General features: G+C 37.5%; 10 protein-coding genes. 8 read left to right on the top strand and 2 right to left on the bottom strand.

Features of this window, described 5'->3' with window-relative positions; all coding sequences use genetic code 11:
• Nucleotides 1–37 precede the first annotated feature (37 nt).
• From BBROOKSOX_RS01655 to BBROOKSOX_RS12005, 6 genes are read left to right on the top strand one after another with little or no spacing between them, the layout of a single operon-like run.
• On the top strand, nt 38–8,566 hold the full coding sequence (locus BBROOKSOX_RS01655; protein WP_139659453.1) for a Tc toxin subunit A-related protein: 8,529 nt from the start codon (nt 38–40) through the stop codon (nt 8,564–8,566).
• Nucleotide 8,567: 1 nt separating this feature from the next.
• Nucleotides 8,568–13,889 carry a SpvB/TcaC N-terminal domain-containing protein gene (locus BBROOKSOX_RS01650; protein WP_139659452.1) on the top strand — a complete coding sequence of 1,774 codons (5,322 nt, stop codon included), beginning with the start codon at nt 8,568–8,570 and terminating at the stop codon, nt 13,887–13,889.
• On the top strand, nt 13,882–15,441 hold the full coding sequence (locus BBROOKSOX_RS12020; RefSeq protein ID WP_257607728.1) for an RHS repeat-associated core domain-containing protein: 1,560 nt from the start codon (nt 13,882–13,884) through the stop codon (nt 15,439–15,441). Before BBROOKSOX_RS01650 ends, BBROOKSOX_RS12020 begins: the two co-directional genes overlap by 8 nt.
• Nucleotides 15,438–17,003 carry an RHS repeat-associated core domain-containing protein gene (locus BBROOKSOX_RS12015; protein WP_257607727.1) on the top strand — a complete coding sequence of 522 codons (1,566 nt, stop codon included), beginning with the start codon at nt 15,438–15,440 and terminating at the stop codon, nt 17,001–17,003. The genes BBROOKSOX_RS12020 and BBROOKSOX_RS12015 overlap by 4 nt, the downstream gene beginning before the upstream one ends.
• A complete protein-coding gene (locus BBROOKSOX_RS12010; protein ID WP_257607726.1) occupies nt 17,000–18,544 on the top strand; it encodes an RHS repeat-associated core domain-containing protein in 1,545 nt (514 codons plus the stop codon). Before BBROOKSOX_RS12015 ends, BBROOKSOX_RS12010 begins: the two co-directional genes overlap by 4 nt.
• Nucleotides 18,541–20,103 (top strand): RHS repeat-associated core domain-containing protein, encoded by a 1,563-nt coding sequence (locus BBROOKSOX_RS12005; RefSeq protein ID WP_257607725.1) that lies wholly within the window; start codon nt 18,541–18,543, stop codon nt 20,101–20,103. The genes BBROOKSOX_RS12010 and BBROOKSOX_RS12005 overlap by 4 nt, the downstream gene beginning before the upstream one ends.
• Nucleotides 20,104–20,116: 13 nt before the next feature.
• Here the strand turns inward: BBROOKSOX_RS12005 and BBROOKSOX_RS01625 are convergent, their stop codons facing one another.
• Nucleotides 20,117–20,368 (bottom strand): transposase, encoded by a 252-nt coding sequence (locus BBROOKSOX_RS01625; protein ID WP_139659450.1) that lies wholly within the window; start codon nt 20,366–20,368, stop codon nt 20,117–20,119.
• 257 nt (nt 20,369–20,625) lie between these two features.
• Between BBROOKSOX_RS01625 and BBROOKSOX_RS01620 the strand changes: the two genes are divergently transcribed.
• Together BBROOKSOX_RS01620 and BBROOKSOX_RS01615 are read left to right on the top strand one after the other, a co-directional pair.
• Nucleotides 20,626–20,892, top strand: a complete 267-nt coding sequence (locus tag BBROOKSOX_RS01620) for a hypothetical protein (RefSeq protein ID WP_139659449.1) — start codon at nt 20,626–20,628, stop codon at nt 20,890–20,892.
• Nucleotides 20,893–20,983: 91 nt separating this feature from the next.
• Nucleotides 20,984–21,250, top strand: coding sequence for a hypothetical protein (locus BBROOKSOX_RS01615; RefSeq protein WP_139659448.1), 267 nt, complete (start codon nt 20,984–20,986; stop codon nt 21,248–21,250).
• 493 nt (nt 21,251–21,743) lie between these two features.
• On the opposite strand, the gene BBROOKSOX_RS01610 is transcribed toward BBROOKSOX_RS01615, so the two are convergent.
• On the bottom strand, nt 21,744–22,739 hold the full coding sequence (locus BBROOKSOX_RS01610) for an IS30 family transposase (RefSeq protein ID WP_139659447.1): 996 nt from the start codon (nt 22,737–22,739) through the stop codon (nt 21,744–21,746).
• Nucleotides 22,740–22,851 lie beyond the last annotated feature (112 nt).

The following is a 22,851-nucleotide window of genomic DNA, read 5'->3' as shown; positions in this document are numbered from 1 at the left end:
CTGTATAAATAACCTAGAATTCTTAAAGGAGAAAAAATTGAATATTAAAACCATTAACTTATTTGACAAAGCAACCTTAAAAAAACATAACCTTACTCACAACAGTGAAGAATGGAAGCAGCTTGCTAAACATCAAAGATTGATGCGATTAAATGTATCTAGCGAAACAGCAACTTATTTTGCCAACAAAGGCTTTGATTCTGCCAATCATATTGCAGCCACGCCACTTCAACAGTTTTTGCAATTATGCCAAGATTTTTCTGGTAGTGAGCAGTTAAAGGAGGTTTATAAAGCTGCTCAAACTATTAGATCGACAAGTATGCACATAGTAGCGAATGCGAAGAATTTACACCCATCTGGTGGGTTTTCCAACACCAAAGCATTTACCGCAGATCCTGATATTTTTGCCAGTTTTGAGGATTTACCCAGTTATGAAATGCTATTTGGCGATTTAGATTATTATGACTGCCCTGAGTTCAGCTCTATTTTTGGTCCAGCTGCTTATTTGTTAGATTTAATGCGCATTACTCAAGTTTATATTAGCGATGCTAATACTGCCAGCATCCCCAAAGGTTTGCATTTTTTTGACAGAAGACCCGATATAAAAAAACTTAAATTAACACAGAAAAATACCACAACTGAGGTTCTAAAATTAAAAATTGTTAACGAAAGAATTGATGAATTTTTACAAAATCTTATCCCTAATGCAAAATCTAATTATGCTACTTGGTTGGATGCCACTACTTACCCTTTTGTTTTACCCTTTTGTTTACCGTTAATGCAAATTCATTCTGGGCTTAAACAAGCCGGATTGAACTTGTTAACCATTTACAAAACATTACAAGTAGATGCAAAACATCTTTATCGTGAAATATTAACATTATCGCCAAGCCAATACACGCTAGTAACGACGGCAGTAACAGATGCAAAAGCACAGGCTAAATTATGGGGGTTTGGCGATCCAACTATTTTAGCAAAGATGGAGGCAACGGCAGTTTTTTCCAAACAAGCAGATCTTGATGCAAGTCAATTACTTGATTTATTCCAGCAAAATCTAAATGTTGATACGGAAACAAAAAATGCGGCTAATTTTTACATCAGTAAACACCTTTTCAAGCATACATCCATTACCGAGCATTATTTTTATATTGAAGATAACACCATTAAAAATTTAAATGTAGCAAGCGATAGCACTGTTGTTGTCGATAATCTTGATATGATTGGGCGTTTTATTCGCTTCTCTCGCTACACAGGGCTTTCATTTCAAGATGCGGATTGGTTGCTGAATGTGGCAGAATTCTTACTAACTGGTCTGACACCTTATGATAGTGGCAGCCAAAAAAATCGTACTGACGCTTTGTGTAATGATGATTTAACAACGGTTGGTAAAATCTACCAACTGGCTGATTTATTACAACAGCCTGTTGTTGATATACTCAACAGTTTAGGGATTATCAAAACTTACGGCATTGGTGCTGGCGTTGTATCTGCGGCACCTTTTGATGTTATCTTTAATGGTGCGAATAACGACAATCCCTACCACCCTATATATGCAGGCAATCCTGCTTATAAGGACACAGTGCGAATTTGGGACTTATCTAAAAAAGAAATACCCTTGCCAGTGATTGATATCCTAAACCAATTTGGTTTAGGGAGAGCAGATTTATTAACATTGGGCACATACACTTTAAAAATACTTAATATTTCTACACAACAACTACCATTGAGTGTTGAAAATTTATCGTTATTACACGCTTACAGTTCTATTGCAATATGGTTGAATATTAGTATTACTGAGTTTGTTGTTATCAATCAACTTCTAAACAAACCTAAGCCAAATATAGATGCTTATAAGAACCCAATTGATGATTTAATAGCATTAGCCAATGCTACATTATGGATGAAAAAACATAACACTAATGCCTTTAAGGTGGATTACATTATCAATGCCAGCGTTAGTCGTTATATTGATTTAAGGTTTCATCTAAAAGATTTCCCTCAATGGCTTGTTTCTCTCAGAAAATTAATTGTATTGTCATTGGATAAAGGCAAAAACCCAACTGATGCGACAACAACTAAGCTTATTAATAGTATTGCTGGCTTTTTAAATACCACGCAAGACATAATGAAAGCGTTGTTTGATATGAACACCCAAGCGAGTGGCTCTCAAAGTTGGATAGTTACTTTTCTTACAAGCACTGATATTACTGTCGTTCAGCTGATAATTATTAAATTTTCACGCCTTTTAACACTTAACAAGCTTTTGCAGTCTAATGATGCCAAACTACTATCTAGTATTGCTAAACACCCCACAGCGTATGGCTTTGTCAAATTTCCAGTAGATGACATCACAAAAGTAGGCATTAATCTAACTCAATTACAGGGGTTAGTTGCTTTTAGAGATTTACAAAACAAATTTAGTGATACCGATAATAATTTCATTGACTATGTAGAGAAAAAAAGTAAAAAATCAAAAGATTCGGACAAAATATTGCACCACATAACCAACTGGGACAATGATCAAGTTCAGGCAGTGTTAGCACGCTACAGTAAAGAATCTATTGTATCTTTTTTAGTTTTAGTAGATAGTATATTTTCTTTAACCAGCAGCATTGGAAACAATGTGGATATGCTGTTTTCCTTGTCTGATAAAACCACAGGTAGTAGCACAAATATGCAAGAGGCAGAAAATTTACTACTTACACAGTTGAAGTCCTGTTATACACCCAGTAACTTTCAAGTGGCGACACAAATCATATCAGAGGGCGTGCTAGAGAGAAAGCGCAATGTTACAGCAGTAGTTGCCACCTGGTTTTTGGCGAAAACTTATCCCGATATCCGCTCTTCAAGGAATTTGTCTGAATTTTTGCTGACCGATGTTAATGTTTCAGCAAAAATTAACACTTCCTACATCAAAGAAGCGATTGACGCTTCACAGCTTTATTTACAACGCGTAAAACTTAGTATTGAGCAACATATTGATAAGATTGAGATAGAAGAAAAATGGTGGCAATGGATTAGTAATTATCGTATTTGGGAAGCCAATAGAGAAATCTACCTCTATCCAGAAAATTACTTGGAACCCACTTTAAGGAAAAACCAATCCAAAGCATTTCAAGACTTTTCTCAAATTTTATTACAAAGTGGCATTACCACAGAATCTGTAGAAGCATCATTTAAGAAGTATTTTAAGGATTTTGGGCAAATTGTAGATTTGAATTATTTGTCTAGTTATTACACTGAAAATGACAATCGAGCAGTTTATTATTTCTTTGCGGTTAGTAAAGCGCATCCGCCAAAATACTATTATTGCACTTATACTTACGAACTGAATGATGATTTTGATTTTCAGGGTAACGGTGTTTGGTCGCTATGGAACGATATGGGCATCAATATTAATAACAGTAAGAATGTTACACCTATTTATTATGCCGGCAAGTTAATGTTGTTTTGGGTGGAAATTACAAAAGTCAACTCTTCTACTGTTTCATCAAAAACCAGCACTGACTCAGCTGGGGTAGGCGAAGTTAGAACCAATAACTTAGACATTTATCAAGCCACAGTTAAGCATTCTTTCCTCAAAGAAGACGAATCTTGGGAGACTGCCCAAACATTAATAGCTGAAGAGGTTGTTTATGTTGATGATAAGCAAGATATTGGTGTTAATAGATTAGAAAAATCCAGTAATACTCACCGGTTGTTTTCGGGTTTATTTACAGATATGGATTCTGATGATTGGAACACCGTGTATGTGAGTCATATTGATAATGATATCGCCGTGTATTACGGTCCTTTTGCTAACAAGTTGGCAAAAAAAGACGATGTTAAGGTTCCTAATTTGGCAGCAGAAAATATACAGGCTTTAGAGGAATTTCAAACACGCTTATTCAATATATTGGAAAAACATGTTAATACGACATCAACTGATGTGCTTATGCCTTATATTGGTATTAGAGTGTTTAATCAATACTTAGAACAAATAGAAACAGAGGTTGGGATCTGTGCTTCTAGCTCACCCACCCCTTCTTCTTTTTTAAATGTAGACAGAAGATTTGTTATTAGTGGTAATTCTTACAATAAATCACTATATGCGAATGCAGCAGGAAATATCTACAGCAATTTTCAATTCGGTAACAGTGTACAAGATACGCAGCTTATAGTATTGGAATTTTACGAATTAACGACTTTGTTAACGCCTGTAAAAGTAACCCTTGATCATTTTATTAGCAAGGCAATCAAAGCGAATTGTATAGAGCAAACGGGGAGCAACTATTATGCGACGATAAAATACTCTCTTTTGACGGTCGAGGAGAAGACCGTGCTAATAATGGAACTACTTGGCGTTACTCCAACTGCGGAACTATTTAGTGTTATTAACCAATTACTAATGACGGGGGCAAACAATAGAACACTAATGCTGTTTGCCAATATTGATGTAAAGCACAGTAGGCAATTTGCTGTAAAAAATAAATCAGGTGCCTTTTTGTATAACAACAAAAAGGATTCTTTGCTCTTAAATCTACAGTCAAAAACAATAAAACAATCTGGCATTATTTCTTCCAATCTATTTTATAGCACACCTTTATTAACTATGGACAGCTTTACAACGAACAGCATATCTGACGATGTGTCACAAAAAATATTTACAAAATTTCTTAATGATGGTTATATGACGCCATTAACATCTATCGATGGTTCTGGTGGCTTTACAAAGGCATTCTCTTCCCTTATAGGCAGTTTGTTTTATGGTTTTGCAAATACAGATAAATTCATAGAAGATATGAAGGTTAATGGCTGGACAGGTTTAGAGGTATATCTGGCTAAAATGGGGTTAGACAATAACTCTGTTCAAGAAGTATTTAATATTATGTGCGCCTCTCCTTATCTTTCTAAGAGTTTTTTCGTTAAATCTTTGTTAGACAGGAAAAATACAAAGGATAGAGAAATTGCCTCTGCTTTGGTTTATACAGCTTTGAGCTGTAATAAGGATAAAAAAATTGTAAATTTAATAGATGCTAATTCTCGTATCGCTTACCCAATCATTGCCGACCAAGGTTATCAACTATTTAAATCAAAACTGATTGCTGAACTTAAAGCTGACGCACCCACACCCATATTGACACTTACGGACAGGGAATTTGCAAATATGTTTGCTCAAATTATAAATTGCGATTCGAGCCTTGAGATTTTTAACACCCCTTATCCTTTAGCATTGTCTAATGTTAAATTCAGCCTAAATGATTGCGAAGATATAGATTACAATATTATTCGCATGGGTACGCCTGCCTTTGAAAAACTACAAAAGAAACTTAATTCAAGTAGCATTGAACAGGTGTTATCGTTAGAAAATCAACAAACTCCAATCACTGCAGGAAATATAATTACTGATTTAACTCCCCCCAAAGGTGCAAAATTACCTAATATCCTAAAAAATGACCAAATTGATTTCATGCAAGGACCTTACGCCCAATATTATTGGGAGTTATTTTTCCATGCGCCTATTTTAATTGCCAAAAACCTAAGCGATCAAAACAAGTTTGAAGAAGCCATTGACTGGCTTAGATATATTTTCAACCCCTCTAAAAAACGCAAACATATATTCTCAAAAACTTTTTCTGATCAGGCGCCAAAACAAATTAAGGAAGATATGTCGGCTGCTATCTTTAAGACATTGCAAAATACCAAATTAGATGATCAGCCTTATATTGACAACAATGGTGATGTTAATAAAAATTACAAAGGCAATGAAGACTTAAGTTTTCTAAAATTAGATAAAATACCAACGCAGATAGTAAGAGACATATTAGACAATTATCATCTAATCAGCCCAGTTAATCATTATTGGAATTTTCAACCTTTCCGTAATCATACATTGCAAACTATTAAGCAATTGTTAACTGATGGCAATCCTGCTATCCAGCAGTATGAAGATGACCCCTTTGATCCTTTTGCTATTGCACAACTTAGAATTGGTGCATTTGAAAAATATGTGTTAATGCTATATGTTGATATTTTGATTCAGTGGGGTGACAATTTATTTACCATTGATACGCGTGAATCAATTAATGAAGCAACGATGTTGTATTTATATGCTTATGATTTACTAGGCGCTAAACCAGAAGATTTAGGCTCCAAACATCAACAAAGCCCCGCTAGTTTTTCAGATATATTGCAAAAATATGGCAAAAACCACATTCCAGAGTTTTTGGTTAATATGGAAAATAAATTTAGCTTTAAAGATATACCGACAACAAAAGCAGTCCACCAGCCATTTAATGATTTAACGAGTTATTTTTGTATCCCAGAAAATAGCCAATTAATAGCGCGTTGGGATACAGTGACAGACCGTTTACACAAGATCCATGACAGCTTAGATATTGAGGGTAATTTTCAACAATTAGCCTTGTTTGCACCGCCCATAAACCCACTAGAATTAGTTAGGGCAGCAGCATCAGGAGGAAACGCCTTAAATGCCAGCCCACATCAAGGTAATGCCCCTATTTACCGTTTTGCATCTATTGTGCAATTGGCTAGACAATGTATTGATAATGTGATTTCATTAGGTAAATCACTGGAGGAGGGTTTAGAAAAATACGACGCAGAAAACCTATCTTTACTACATAACACTCATGAAAAGTCGATGTTAAGTTTAGTTAGCAGTCTAAAACAAGACAGCATTAAGCAGGAGCAACATGTTTCAGCTGGGCTAAACAACAGTATAAGATCTATCCAAGATAAAAAACAGTATTATGATAAATTAATTAAAGAAGATATGTCTACTTATGAAAAAAAAGCCCAAACACTGGAAGATGCTGGCATAGATTTTTCTACTTCGTCTTCTGTCGCTTCTGGTGCTGCCTCACTTGTCTATGGTGTTCCTCAGTCAGGGTCGCCTCTTGCCATGACTTATGGTGGCGTTCAACTAGGCGGAGTAGCATCGGCTATTGCTACAACACTACAGGGTTTTTCAACCTACAAGGCTTACAGCTCGCAGAGACAATTAACCAATGGTAGTTATGACAGACGCAAACAAGAATGGCAGTTATCCTCAAGCCAAGCCGATGATCAAATAAAAGAAATAGGCTGTCAAATTTCGGCAAGTAAAGTTAGAATTAAAATAGCCCAGCAAGACTTAGTTAATCATGCAACACAGATTCAACAAAGTAAAGCTATTGCTAAGTATTTGCAACATAAATTTACTAACGAGGAACTTTATCAATGGTTATCAGGTCGAATTTCTGCTTTGTATCACCAGCAATATCAATTGGCATTAAAAACTGCTGTATTGGCACAAAAAGCTTATCAATTTGAATTAAACAATGAGAAGGAATTTATTAATATAATTTATTGGGATTCTGCACATAGAGGGTTGGTAGCAGGGGAAAGTTTGCTTAGTAGTTTGACATCAATGGAGCAATCTTATAAAACTTATTTAAGCCATAGAAAACTAGAAATAGAAAAAACCATTTCTTTAAATGATTTTGCCCCACAAGCATTAATTCATTTTAAAGCCAAAGGTGACTGCACTTTCGTTTTGACTGAAAGATTATTTGATTACGATTTTCCAGGGCACTATCAGCGTCAAATTAAAAGCATTTCTATTAGTATTCCTGCCATTGTTGGTCCTTATCAAAATATTCACGCAACCTTGTCGCAATTGCATAATTCCGTGGTATTGGATGCCGATATTGAAGCGGTTAAATATTTATTAGGGCAACCAGAACCAAAAACACTACCAAAAAGTATTCGTCAAGATTGGCGCGGTAATCAAAAAATCGCTATTTCTCGTGGCATTGAAGATTCGGGCTTATTCCAACTTGATTTTAAAGATGAATTGTATCTACCTTTTGAGAATACAGGGGCAGTCTCAACCTGGAACCTCTCCATGCCGCCAGCAAATAATAGAATTGATTACAGTAGCATCTCAGATGTTATTATCAATATTCGCTATACTGCAATTGATGGTGGCAAGGATTTTGCTGGTTCGGTAAATACGGCGTTAGCAAAAGGTGCCGATTATCCAACTGCACTTTATTATGATTTAGCCCAAAGTTTTTCTAGTAATTGGCAAGCTTTTATGCAAGATCATTCTGATACCAAAAAGCAACAACTTAAGTTTGATTTTAATGCTAGAGAATTGAAGTATTTTAATTCTGTAAGTTTGGATTCCGTTATTTTTAAGATTACCACCAATTCCGATATCACTATTCCTACAAAGATTGCAATATTGTCGCTAAATGTTAACAATAATGTGTTTCCCGTCAACATAACCAACCAAGTGTCAGCTGGTGATAGTAAGAATGTGTTAGGTCAATCTTGGTGTCCAAAAAGCAAAACGCCACCTACTATGACTACTGTGTCTGGTATCGGCTGGGCAACTGCATTAGGCTTAGTGAAAAGTACCGAAAAAGATACCATTGACACAAATTGGACATTATCATTTGATTTGACTGCCATGAATAACGATAAAGATTTTAAGAAGATGCTTAAAAATGGCTTTCTTGACCCAAGTCAATTAATACAAATTGAATTGATAGCATTGTGTTGTGGGAAACCGACTACATAAAATGAAGCCAATAACCATACCAAAATTATCCATCCCCAAAAGCGGCGGATCTTTCAGTACAAGAACAGGCAGTTACGAAGTAGGTAACCAAGGTGAAGGCTCATTTGGTATTCCACTAGGAATGCCAAGTGCAAGAGGTGTAAAACCAGCACTACATTTGTCTTATAATTCAGGATCAGGTATGGAAGTATTCGGGTTAGGTTTTAGTCTAACCCTACCCCATATCACCAGAAACTTAGATTATGGGGTGCCTAATTATGATGATGATGATACTTTTACCGCTAGTGAACTGGGTGAATTATTGGAAATCAAACGGGAAATGGCTGACAAAACCCTTGTCATCTCCTACATGTCAAGGATTGAATCAGGTTTTTCTAAAATTAAACAACTGTTGACCACCGACCATAATCCATATTGGGAAATAACAGACCATTCGGGCACAGTGCATATTTACGGTAAAGACGATAATGACAAAATAGTTGATCCCAACGCCAAGCAAAGAATTTTACAGTGGAACATTAGCAGTAGCCAAGATGCAAAAGGTAACCATATTCTTTATCATTACAAACGAGAGGACAGTGTTGGTGTCAACAAAACCTTGCCCAGCGAAAAAAATAGAGTCGTTGGTGCCAATGTCTACCCTGCTAGTATTGAGTATGGCAACTGGAGTGAAAAATCTGCCAAAAAAGATTCCTACACCTATAAGGTGGTATTTGATTACGGTGAATATGATTTGTCCCACCCAGAAAGTGCCCCTAAAAAATGGACGCTAAGAGCCGATCCTTTTTCTCATTATTCAGCTGGCTTTGAAAGGCGCTGTTACCGTTTGTGTCAAAACATCTTAATTTATCATCAATTTCCAACAGAAAATAAAGGACAGCCTTTTTTGAATCACAGTTATAATTTTACTTATCAAACAGAAAAACTAACAGGTTTTAGTCAATTAGTTTCCTACCATCAAACAGGCTATAGAAAAGAAAATAATAACTACCAAACACAAAAGTTACCCACCACTACTTTTGATTATGTTAAACATAATTTTAGTGTGAATGACTACAAAGACATAGCATTGCCCAACCATTTGAATATGCTAGAAGGGAGTCGTAATTTTGAATTTATCGATTTAAAAGGCGATGGGATTCCTGGTATTGTTTATAAGGATGAGGGCAATTTTTTATATGCTCAACCATTAGGTAACGGTAAATATAAAAAATTTACATCCATTAATATCCCAAGTTTTCATCGCGATATACGCACAGAAAGTTTTGCCGATTTAAATCATGATGGCAAATTAGACTTTGTGTATGGCAATGCACTTTACGGTGGCTTCTTTTTGCAATCGGATAATGGGCATTTTTCCCCGTATCAAAATTTTGCACAATATAGCGCAGAATTCGTTAATCAAGTAGGTGCCAATGAGCATATTGATATTAATGGAAACGGGCAAAGTGGTTTGATTCAAATCCATCAAGACACTATTATTGTTTATATAGGTTTGGATGAAAAAGGCTTTGCCAAGCCTTATCAAATTCAAAACAGCAGCAAGGTTCCTGTCCTTAGTCACGATGCAAAACACTGGATAGGTTTTGGTGATTTGTTTGGCGACGGTAGAATTCATCGCATTAGAATTACCAACAACAGCGTGGAAAGCTGGGCTTCTTTAGGCTGGGGTCGATTCTCCGAAAAAGTCGTGTTTGATAATGCACCTAGCATTCAAGATTTTGATTCAAGTCGATTGCACTTGGTTGATACTGATGGCTCTGGTGCCACCGATATTCTTTATTTTAATGCCAATAGTTTTCATATTTTCCTTAATCAGTCGGGCAATGGATTTTCTGCCCCTATTACCATAGCACTCAAAATTCCTTATAACAATTATTCTAAAATTTGGATTAGCGATATTAAGGGGGCAGGCAGTTTGGGTTTTGTGTTGTCAACACCAGGATTTGACCCTGTTTGGTATGATTTTGCCACCGATGGAAAGCCACATTTACTATGCCACAGTAGCAATGGCTATGGTGCAGAATATAAAATATCACACTGTTCTTCAGTGGCTTATTTTCTCGCTGATCAAGCACAAGGAAAACCATGGAAAACCAATGTGCCTTTTCCAATACAAGTGGTTGATAAAATTCAAGTAATAGACAATCTAACAGGATCAAAGTCCACTGTACGCCACGCTTATCACGAAGGTCATTATGATACTTATGCAAGAAAATTTAGAGGCTTTGCTTACATTGAATTTTGGGATGATGAACAAACCAGTTTACCCAGCAATACACTTGATCAACCCACAGCTTACACTAAGCAATGGTATTTTACGGGTGTTGTGGATACAGACAATAGTTTTTACCAACATTTGGCAACTGAGTTTTATCAACAAGATACCCGTGCTTATCACTTACCTGGTAATAGTTTTAATTTTTCCATTAGCGATAATAAGACATTGTACGAGGCTTATCAAGCATTTCAAGGACATCTACTGAGAAGTGAAGTATATGCTTTAGACAAAACTAAGCAATCCGATCAGCCCTATGAAATAGGTGAGCATAATTATCAATTATCATTATTGTATCGGGCTGATACAACTAAGGATGCATGGCACGGATCTGCTTCTTTTTTAGTCAGTGGCAATGAAACCTTGAGTTATCACTATGAAAGAAACGCATCAGATCCAAGAATAGCCTATCAAGCACTGCTAAAGTTAGATAAATATGGACATCCTTTATTGTCATGCAATGTTGTTTATGGGCGTAGAAATAATGACCATACTGATGTGATCAATAAATTGTATCCACAACAGCAGCAACTTAAAATATCACTCAATCAGCAAACTTATTTCAATCAAGACGATGCAAACTTGTTTTTACTCAGTGTGCCAATTAATACCACAAGTTATGAAATACATGGCGCCAAAAAACCCGACTTTGAAAAAATAGACCACTGTTTTACTAAGGCGTATTTATTAAGTGTCACTGAAACTGCCCTAAAAAACACAATTGCTTATGATGCATCCTTTACAAAAGATAAAATTCAGGCACGCATGCTTAACAGTGCCAATCAGTTCTATTGGGATAAACAGCAAAAAGATGTATTGCCCTACAAACAAGCGAGTTTACCACTTTTACCGCACCATCATGAATCTAGCGCTTATACACCCGATCTCATTACCAAAGTCTATCAAGGCAAACTCAATGCCGATGATTTAAAAAATGCCGGCTATCTTTTAAAAGACAAGCTGTATTGGATACCAAGCGATGTAGTGCATTATCAGGCAAAATTTCAACTGATTAGTAGCGTGACCAATGTGTTTGGGAAAAATATTCAATTTCAATATGATCCACAGAGTTTATTTGTCATCAAAACAACAAGCACATTGAAAGACGGATTTTCAGATAAAACAGTGCAACAATCAACGGTGGGGAAAATTGACTACCAAGCATTAAAACCTTGGCAACTGATTGATATTAATAACAACACTCACGAGGTGGGCTACGATCCACTAGGGCGTGTTTATATTGAATCCATGCATGGTCAAACCAATAAGCAAGCAGAAGGTAACGAAGACATTAGTCATTACAAAAATATCTCTCAACCGACTTTGGCAGATATTATAAAACATCCCGATAAATATATTCAGTCTATAGGTAGCTACATTTTTTACAATGACTTTGCTTGGTTAAATGATAAACAACCTGTGAACGATGTTTTTGTTAAACGCGATACTTTTGTGCATCACCAAGGGGCAGATAATACAACACAATATCCTATTAAAATAACTTATTTTGATGGCTTGGGTCGTGCATTAGAGGTCAAAATGCAAACACAATATAATGACAAAATAACTTATATTTGTGCAGGCAGATCTGCTTACAACAACAAAGGCAAAAAGGTTAAATTTTATGAAAGTTATTATATTGACACCCCTGATTATAATGCCAATCTTCCCGTTGACATTCAGCCACCTGGTTTAAAGTATTACGACCCACTTGGCAGATTATATCAAATACAAACCTCCAAAGGTTTTATCTCAAAAACTCAATGGAGTGCGTGGCACGAGTCAGATTATGACCGTTGCGATACCATTAAAGACAGCCCTTATTTTAAAGGCGTTATGTCTGGAAAAATCCCTGCCACGGCTGATGAGAAATTGGCATTAAAAAATTCCGAGATTTTTTATCAAACGCCAGCATACAAATTACTAGATTCACAAGGGCATGTATTTCTACACCTGTCAATACTACTGGATGCTAAAGAGACAAAACCACAATACTTAGCAACCACTACAACTATTGATTTTCAAGGCAGAGTTATTGCTCAAGCCGACCCACGATTAGGAGCACTTAGCCCTCCTATACAAAATATTAAAACCACTTATAGCATGGGTCATAGCAAAACCTCTGTTATGATATGGGACAATGTAGACAGTGGCATACACATTAGTTTCTTTGACATCCGAGGCTTGTTGTTGAAAAAATGGGACAGTCGTGGTTTTTGTATATCCACAACATATGACAATCACGGAAGGCACATCTATCAGTATGTTTCAGGAGAAGAAGGCAAGTTAAAAATGGACAATAGAGTGCATCAGTTTCATTACGGTGATTTTATAACGGATGCAGCAGTTAATAATTTAAACGGCAAAACCGTCATTATTGAGGATGCCTCAGGCAGAACGGAAAACTTAATTTATAATATTACTAACAACTTACTCAGCCAAAAGAAAACCTTTTTAGTTGATTACAAACAACAACCTGACTGGAGAAAAAGCCCAGCATTAGAAGACACACACCACCAAACTACTTGGCAATTTAACGCCGTCAACAAAATCACATTGTTGCAAACTGCCGATGGCACACAACAAAAGTATCACTACAATCTGGTGTTGCAACCCATTGGCTTAACCACAACATTTAGCGACAAAACTCAAATAGCACACATTAAATCACTTGATTACAATGCCCAAGGGCAAGAGGAAAAAATACATTATGGTAATGATGTTGTTGTTAAGCATTATTTTGAAAAAACCACCCATCGAGTCATTAAAATACAAAGCAAGAATAAGTCGGGAAAACTGCTACAAGACTTACTACATGTCTGGGATCCAGAAGGAAATTTAAGCTATTTGACCGATAACACTATCAAATTATTGCTCCCCGAGGCCAAAGATTTAGATTGTAAAAGTGTTTATACTTATGATTCACTGTACCGATTAAAATCTTCTACTGGTTATCAGCACACAGGTATTAAAAAAGATACGCATGTATCTGGATTTAAACAAAGCATTTATATGCCTTTGCCAGATTCTAAAGAGAATGAGTAGCGTTGAGCTTTACTATCAAACCTACACCTACGACACAGGCAACAACCTAACCACCCTATCGCACCAAGCAAACAGTAGCAATTGGCAACAAACCCTCGCCATCCACCCAAACAGCAACCGTGGTACTGAAAATAACAGTCAAAATAACTTTGACGCTAACGGTAATTTATTAAATTTAGACAATATGGGCAACCTAGATTGGCATTACAATAACACCCTTAACCGGCTCACCAAAGCAGACAAAAGCAACACCACACAATACTCTGTCTATGATTACCAAGGCAATCGAGTCCGCAGTGTGGTTGAGTCTAACAATCAATCACAAAGCCAAAGAGACTATCTGCCTTTACTAGACATCTCAACCAATGAAGCAAAACAACAAAGCAATACCTTGCACATTGGCACTCACATTCTAAGTGAAAACAACAAAGACAACACACAAAGCTCTAACCAAACCCACTACCAACTCACCAGTCACCTACAATCCAACACCCTAGAGTTGAACGACAAAGCCCAAACCCTCAGCTACGAACACTACTACCCCTATGGTGGCACTGCCCTCATCGCCGGCAAAGACAAAACCCAAGTGCAACAAAAACGCTACCGCTATACAGGCAAAGAAAGAGACGACAGTAGTGGCTTGTCCTACTACGGTGCTAGGTATCTAGCCCCTTGGCTAACAAGGTGGATAAGCCCTGATTCAGCAGGGGCAGTTGATGGCTTGAATTTGTATGTTTATGTGGGGAATAATCCGCTTAAATACATTGATCCGACGGGAAATGATGAAATTGGCACTATAAGTTGGAATGTGTTTGTTACACATATGAATACGCACCAAAAACATGGGAATAGATTGAATCTTTGGGTTGGAGAGAACCATGAAAGAGCATATGGCGTTGCTCTGGTGTTAGATTTAATCTCTAACATCAATATTCACGATGTTGTGTTAGAAAATACCGCTACCCTACCAGGAGAAAAACCCTCTGAAGATATAGGTTTGAGTGATACTATGCTTCAGAATCGGAATTATCCTCCTAAAATACAACAGATTTTCAGGCGTATAAGTCACTCGGTGGGAAATTATAATATTCATTATATTGCCTCAGATCACTGGAAAAACCCTCTTTTAGATGTAGACCTGCTTGGGTTAAGCAATAATTATGTCGCTCTTGTTGGCAGTTCCCATATAGCAAATGAAACAAGCACATGCACAGAATTTAATCATAATGCACAAGCATATCCTATATACAGACACATAAATGAAAATGAAAATATAGCATTGCTACCACTAGAAGAAGTTGAATATTTTCGAAAAAATAAAAGAACGATGACCAAACAAGAATATGGTGTATGGGTGGTAGACAACCAATACGGCGTGAAGGGGTCTCCATTCTTGGTTTTAGGCAGTAAAGACACAATGAAGAGAGAGTTTGGTGAGGCAGCGCAGGCAGTGCCTGAAGATCTTTCTAGTTTACTAGATCATAAAACTGAAAATAATGCAACAAAGCGGGTGCCTATACATCCGACACGACCATTTCGATCTACTCAATGAGTCCACTAGAACCTTATCAGCAAACTTATACCTACGACCTAGGTAATAATCTGACCAGCCTTGCACACCAGGCAAACAACGATATATGGCAACAAACTATCACCATCCACCCAAACAGCAACCGTGGTACTGAAAATAACGGTCAAAATAACTTTGACGCTAACGGTAATTTATTAAATTTAGACAATATTGGCAACCTAGATTGGCATTACAATAACACCCTTAACCGGCTCACCAAAGCAGACAAAAGCAACACCACACAATACTCTGTCTATGATTACCAAGGCAATCGAGTCCGCAGTGTGGTTGAATTTAACAATCAAGCACAAAGCCAAAGAGACTATCTGCCTTTATTAGACATCTCAACCAACGAAACAAAACAACAAAGTAACACCCTGCACATCGGCACCCACATTCTAAGCAAAAGCAGCAAAGATAACACACAAAACCCCAACCAAACCCACTATCAACTCACCAGCCACCTACAATCCAACACCTTGGAGCTGGATGACAAAGCCCAAACCCTCAGTTACGAACACTACTACCCCTATGGTGGCACTGCCATCATTGCGGGTAAAAACAAAACCCAAGTGCAACAAAAACGCTATCGCTATACAGGCAAAGAAAGAGACGACAGTAGTGGCTTGTCCTACTACGGTGCCAGATACCTAGCCCCTTGGCTAACGAGGTGGATAAGCCCTGATTCAGCAGGGGCAGTTGATGGCTTGAATTTGTATGTTTATGTGGGGAATAATCCGCTTAAATATATCGATCCGATGGGGCATTTTCCGCTTATATCTTGGGGTGGGTTTGTGAGCGATATTAACGCTTATAAGGCAAATCAAAGAGATTTGAATATTTGGGTTGGAGATGCCCACGACACGCCGCAAGGAAAATATTTAGTCATAAATTTAGCCACTGAAATTGAATTTCAAAATTTTATAATGGAAAATGGTGCGGCCAAAGCAAATGAAAGACCTGAAAGAACCTCAGATGGTGTCCTCGCTAGATATACACAAGAGGCAATACAAGATCTACATCCACACTTAGCACCTGAAAAAATCCAAGCATTAACAAGTGCAATCGTAGATGTACAGATACTAGCAACACTCCTTAACACTGATTATATTGGTAGATATGAATGGCGTGATAGGAGAGAATACGAAAGAATGCGAAGAGAAGGGAGTTTCGAAGGAAGTTCACTCGTTTTGGTTGGTGCAGCCCATGTAATAACAGATATAAAGTTTATGAAAGGTCAAAACCCAAAAGCATTCCCTGCTTTTAAGTATATGGGTGAAAATCCAAGTATCGCTGTAACACCCAAAAGTGTCATTGATAAATATGGCACCTTTCTCGATACTCGTAGAACATCCTTGACACCTTATTTTGGTGTGTGGGTTGAAGATCTGAAAGAAGGTACTTTTTTAGTTCATGGCTTAGAAAGCGTTATGAGAGAGATATTTGGCAATGTAATAGAGAAAATGCCAACGAAGTTAGCCGACTTATCTGCCCCTGAAGTTGCACATCCTATACTACAAAGAAGAAGATGCATGACCTTATGAATTTACTAGAGGCTTATCACCAAATCTACACCTACGACACAGGTAACAACCTAACCAGCCTCTCACACCAAGCAAACAGTGGTGATTGGCAACAAACCCTCACCATCCACTCAAACAACAACCGTGGCACCGAAACCCAACAATCTACCAACGATTTTGATGTCAATGGCAACCTGCTAACCCTTGACAATATTGGCACTCTACATTGGCACTATAACAACACTCTTAACCAACTTACCAAAGCAGACAAAAGCAACACCACACAATACTCTGTCTATGATTACCAAGGCAATCGAGTCCGCAGTGTGGTTGAATCTAACAATCAAGCACAAAGCCAAAGAGACTATCTGCCTTCACTAGACATCTCAACCAACCAAGCAAAACAACAAAGCAGCACCCTACACATCAGCACCCACATACTGCGTGAAAGCAACAAAAACAACACACAAAACCCTAACCAAACCCACTACCAACTCACCAGCCACCTACAATCCAATACCTTAGAGTTGGACGACAATGCCCAAACCCTCAGTTACGAACATTATTACCCCTATGGTGGCACTGCCATTATCGCAGGCAAAGACAAAACCCAAACCCAGCAAAAACGCTACCGCTACACGGGCAAAGAAAGAGACGACAGTAGTGGTTTATGCTACTACGGTGCTAGGTACCTAGCCCCTTGGTTGGCAAGATGGATAAGTCCTGATTCAGCGGGTGCGGTGGATGGCTTGAATTTGTATGTTTATGTGGGCAATAATCCGCTTAAATATATTGATCCGACGGGGCATGTTAAAGTGAGTCCAGCTGACATAAGTCTGGCAAATTATGAGATAGACATACTAAGTCCAATTGAAGGAACTTATCAAAATAATCATTTATTTTATTTTCCTGAATCGTATGAAAGACTGGAAAATATTGTTAAGGCGTATCCTACTGATAAATTTAACTTGATAGACGCCAATACAGAATTTTCCGTCATATCAGATGGCAGTAGTAATGGGGAATTAATCATTAAAGCCTATTCTCACCCACCTTTTGATTCTTTTAAAAATATTATGAACTTCTCCACAGGGGAGTTAACTTTTCATTCGCATTATAAAAATAAAGACACCAATCGTCGCTCTGGCTTGAACGCAACAGAAGTCACCGCTTACCAATATTTAGGAATGACTAAAATAGCGGGTGCATTAAATATGCTACCTAAAACAATTCTAAATGAAACGATAACCAATGACAGCACGAACGAAGCAATAAAAATTTATCAAGCCGATAGAAATTACCCAAAATTTTATCGTAATTTTCTTACCAAGAGTGATAATGGCAGATTTTCCTTGAGGGTTGCCAATACTTTTAGTCTTGAGACAACTTCTATAAAGTTGAAGAATAATGGCGATGATATTCGCCTATATTTAGAACCAAAAATGCCTTTAATATCTGCTGACGAACCCCTGCCACCTCGTGGAGATATGCATGAATATTTTGCACCTGCCAGTAGGCTATCTAGAATAAGACAACAAACATGCCACTGTATCATATCGTGATTTCACTAGAACCCTACCAGCAAACCTACGCCTACGACACAGGCAATAACCTAACCCTTCTATCGCACCAAGCAAACAGTGGTAATTGGCAACAAACCCTCTCCATCCACCCAAACAACAACCGTGGCACCCAAACCCAACAATCCACCAACGACTTTGATACCAATGGCAATTTATTAAACTTAAACAATATCGGTAGCCTAAAGTGGTGCTACAACAATAGCCTTAACCAACTCACCAAAGCAGACAAACCCAACACCACACAATACTATATTTATGATTACCAAGGCAGACGAGTTCGTACTGTAACTGAATCTAACCACCAAGTGCAAAACCAAAGAAACTACCTACTTTCACTAGACATCTCAACCAACCAAGCAAAACAACAAAGCAGAACTCTACACATTGGTACCCACATCCTTAGTGAAAGTAGCAAAGACAACACACAAACCCGCTACCAACTCGCCAACCACCTGCAATCCAACACCTTAGAGCTGGACGACAAAGCCCAAACCCTTAGTTACGAACATTATTATCCTTATGGTGGTACTGCCATCATTGCAGGTAAAGACAAAATCCAAGTGCAACAAAAACGCTATCGCTATACAGGCAAAGAAAGAGACGACAGTAGTGGTTTGTCCTACTACGGTGCTAGATACTTAGCCCCTTGGCTAGCGAGATGGATAAGCCCCGATGCAGCAGGGTCGGTTGCTGGCTCGAATTTGTATGTTTATGCGGGAAATAATCCACTTAAATATATTGATCCGACAGGGCATTTTCCGCTTATATCTTGGGGCAGGTTTGTGAGCAGTATTAGCGCTTACAAGGCAAATCAAAGAGATTTGAATATTTGGGTTGGAGAAACCCACGATAGAACACAAGGAAGATATTTACTCATGCATTTAGCCGCTGAAATTGAATTTCAAAATTTGATAATAGAAAATACTAATGCCATTGAAAATGAAAGACCTGAAAGAACCTCAGATGGTGTCCTCGCTAGATATACGAAAGAGGGAATACAAGCTCTATATCCACAACTAACACCTGAAAAAATCCAAGCATTAACAAGTGCAACCGTAAATGTACAGATGCTAGCAACATTCCTTAACGCTGATTATATTGGTAGATACAAATGGCGTGATAGGGGAGAATACAAAAGAATGCGAAGAAGGGGGAGTTTCAAAGGAAGTTCACTTTTTTTGGTGGGTGCATCCCATACACTAACAAATGTAAAACTGACGGAATTCGACAATCCAGAAGCATACCCTGCTTTTAAGTATATGTGTGCAGATTCAAGTATCGCTGTAATACCCAAAAGTGTCATTGATGAATATGGCTTCTATTTCGATACTCGTAGAACATCCTTGACACCTTATTTTGGTGTGTGGGTTGAGGATCCGAAAGAAGGTACTTTTTTAGTTCATGGCTCAGAAAGCATTATGAGAGAGATATTTGGCAATGTAATAGAGAAGATGCCAGCGAAGTTAATTGACCTATCTGCCCCTGAATTTCTACCTTGTACAATTTTAAATAAGCACACAGAAGATACAAAATTTTGAATACTCTAGAATATTACACTCTAGCAATTTGCTTTTCTAAGGCTTCATCGCTAAGCGCATACCAAGCCTGAAGAATTAGGATTTTAAACATCATTATGGGTGGATAGGCGCTTGCACCTGTTTTGGAGGTATAAAGATTTGATAGTGTTTGTTCTATCTCGCCCCAGTTAATGATGTTATGCACATCGTCTAGTTCTGATAGAGATTTATGTTCAATAACAAGAGAATCTGCAAATGAATTTTGTTGGGTGTTTTTCCAAGACATTTTGGGTGTTTTATGGTGTTTTAGATAGGTATTATTTTATCAGATTGGTGGTTTTTTGGTTGAGTTATGCAAAGGTCTCAATTAGTGTGTTAGAATACAAACAACCAAAAGCAAAAGACTATGGCGTTGTTCAAATTAGAAATTTTAACAAAGAGATGGTGAAATTAGGGTAGAGAGTTGTAAAAAAATCAGCATTTATTAACCTCGTTAATTCGGGGTTTTAAGGTACCAATTTTGGCATAATCACAGGGAAAATTATGAAAAATAAAAATATATTAGCAATTACGCTAGTAGCAACAATGGGGTTTGCAAATGCAGGAATCCTAGAAGATATAGGTAAAGATATAGGTAAAGATATAGCTACAGTAGCCAAAGTAGCCAAAGGTACGCTTAAGGTGGTAAAAGTACTCAGTGATACTGAGGTTAAGTATGCAGTTGAGGGGGAGCAGGCACTCGGCAAAGCTGCAGTTACTAGCGTAAAAAATTTCTCTTACGGTGTATATGAGGGTGCAACTAGCAAATAAAAATAATTAGAGTCAGAAAAAATCAGCATTTATTAACCTTATTAATTCGGGGTTTTAAGGTGCCAATTTTGGCATAATCACGGGGAAAATTATGAAAAATAAAAATATATTAGCAATTACGCTAGCAGTAACAATGGGGTTTGCAAACGCAGGGTTTTTCGACGATATAGGTAATGGTATAGCTGGGGCAGCCAATGATGTGGCTGATTTTACAGTTGATGCCGCAGAAGATACGGCTGATTTTGTAGTTGAAGCTGCAGAAGACACTGCTATAGTTATAGTTAATGGCGTAACAACAATAGGTAATGCTATGGATGGAGAGGATCTAAGAGATAATTGGGTTCAAAAAGATAATTAGACTTAGTGTGTGATTTATTCGCCCAGTACATCGTAATCTAGATAACCAGCAACTAAAACTGGCAAAGCAAGGTTTGATTAGTTTTGTTGCTTTATTTTTGTGAGACTTTTGCATAAGTAGGGATGATTAGCAAAATGACAAGTTTTGCCGACTTGGTGATTTTATGAAATATAGTCATAGCATAGAGTTATGACTGTGTTTTATAAAATTGTCAAGTTGGTGAAAAATGGCGTTTTGATGATTATTCATATTTATGCAAAGGTCTCTTTGTAAGAGTCGGTAAAATAAAGGTTATTTTTATAGTTGGTGAACAAGGATGAGTGGATTGTTTGGTTTCTTTAAAAGCAAGAATGACAATGTTAAGCGTAGTAGTGAGGAGCAATTAGCCGATATTGCGCATGAGTTTGTGCGACAAAATAAGTCAAAACGACGCTAGCGAATCCTGTTGAGTTTGTTGTTTTTTGGCTATATTGTTAGTGTGTCTTAGGCGAATTCAACCCATAAGTGCAACACTTCCATTTAAAAAATAGTCCTTGCCAGTCATCTTGGCAAAGACCTCAAATGGGGTCTTGTACCCCAAGCATTTCCTAGGTCTATTATTCATTAAATCTGTTGCCCTAAATGCTTCTTTCTCACTCACATTATCCAAAGCCATTCGCTTAGGGAAGAATTGCCTTAACAGTCCATTGTGATTCTCGTTTAAGCCCCTTTCCCAACTATGATACGGTTTGGCAAAGTAAGTGTTACAGTCAAGATTTTCTGCTAGCTTTTCATGCCAACTAAACTCCCTGCCATTGTCAAAAGTCAAGGTTTTGACCCAATGTTTAAGTGGAGTGAGTAGTTTATTGATAGCGTCATTTGCATTTTGTGCGGTTTTATTGGCAATGGGTAGTGCAAGATATAGCCTACTCTTACGCTCAGCAAGAGTGGCAAAGCCACCTTTGTGTCCTTTACCAATAACCAAGTCAACTTCCCAGTCGCCAATGCGAGTGCGAGCATCAACAATACTGGGGCGCTCATCAATGTCAATGCGATTAGGTATCCTACCTCGATAATCATTTTTGCCATAGCGTTTTCGATATTTCTTATGCTGATGGCGCAGGTATTTGTAAAGTGCTCCGCCTACCGCTTTGTCTTGCAAGACAAAGCGATAGGCGGTTTCAGTGCTAATTTTAATCTTTTTATCTAATTCCAAGCGTCCCATGATTTGTTCAGGACTCCAATATTCTTTTAGCTTTTCACTAATGTAATTTTTAACGGAATCTGTGAGTTTGATGGCTTTATTTTTCTTTTGATGTCGTTCGTCAGCAAGCCTGTTGGCTTGCTTATGGCGATAGCCTCTTTTGCCAGTATTGCGAGATAATTCTCTAGAAATAGTTGATTTGTTTCTACCCATTGATTTGGCAATAAAGGTTTGGTTGTATCCTTGTTTGTTCAGTAGGTAAATATGGTATCTTTGTTCGTAGGTCAATTGCGTATATTTTTGCATGTTTCACTCCTTTTTCTTGTCGGATTAAAGAGTGGTTAATATACCCTTTGACCGACTAATTGAGTGTTGCACTTATGATGTGAATCTAAGTTATGTGAATAAACAATTTCAA

The sequence above is a fragment of the bacterium endosymbiont of Bathymodiolus sp. 5 South genome, assembly GCF_900128535.1.
GTDB lineage: Bacteria > Pseudomonadota > Gammaproteobacteria > PS1 > Pseudothioglobaceae > Thiodubiliella.
The sequence above is the reverse complement of the archived record's forward strand: the minus strand, read 5'-3'. Positions and strand labels throughout refer to the sequence as shown.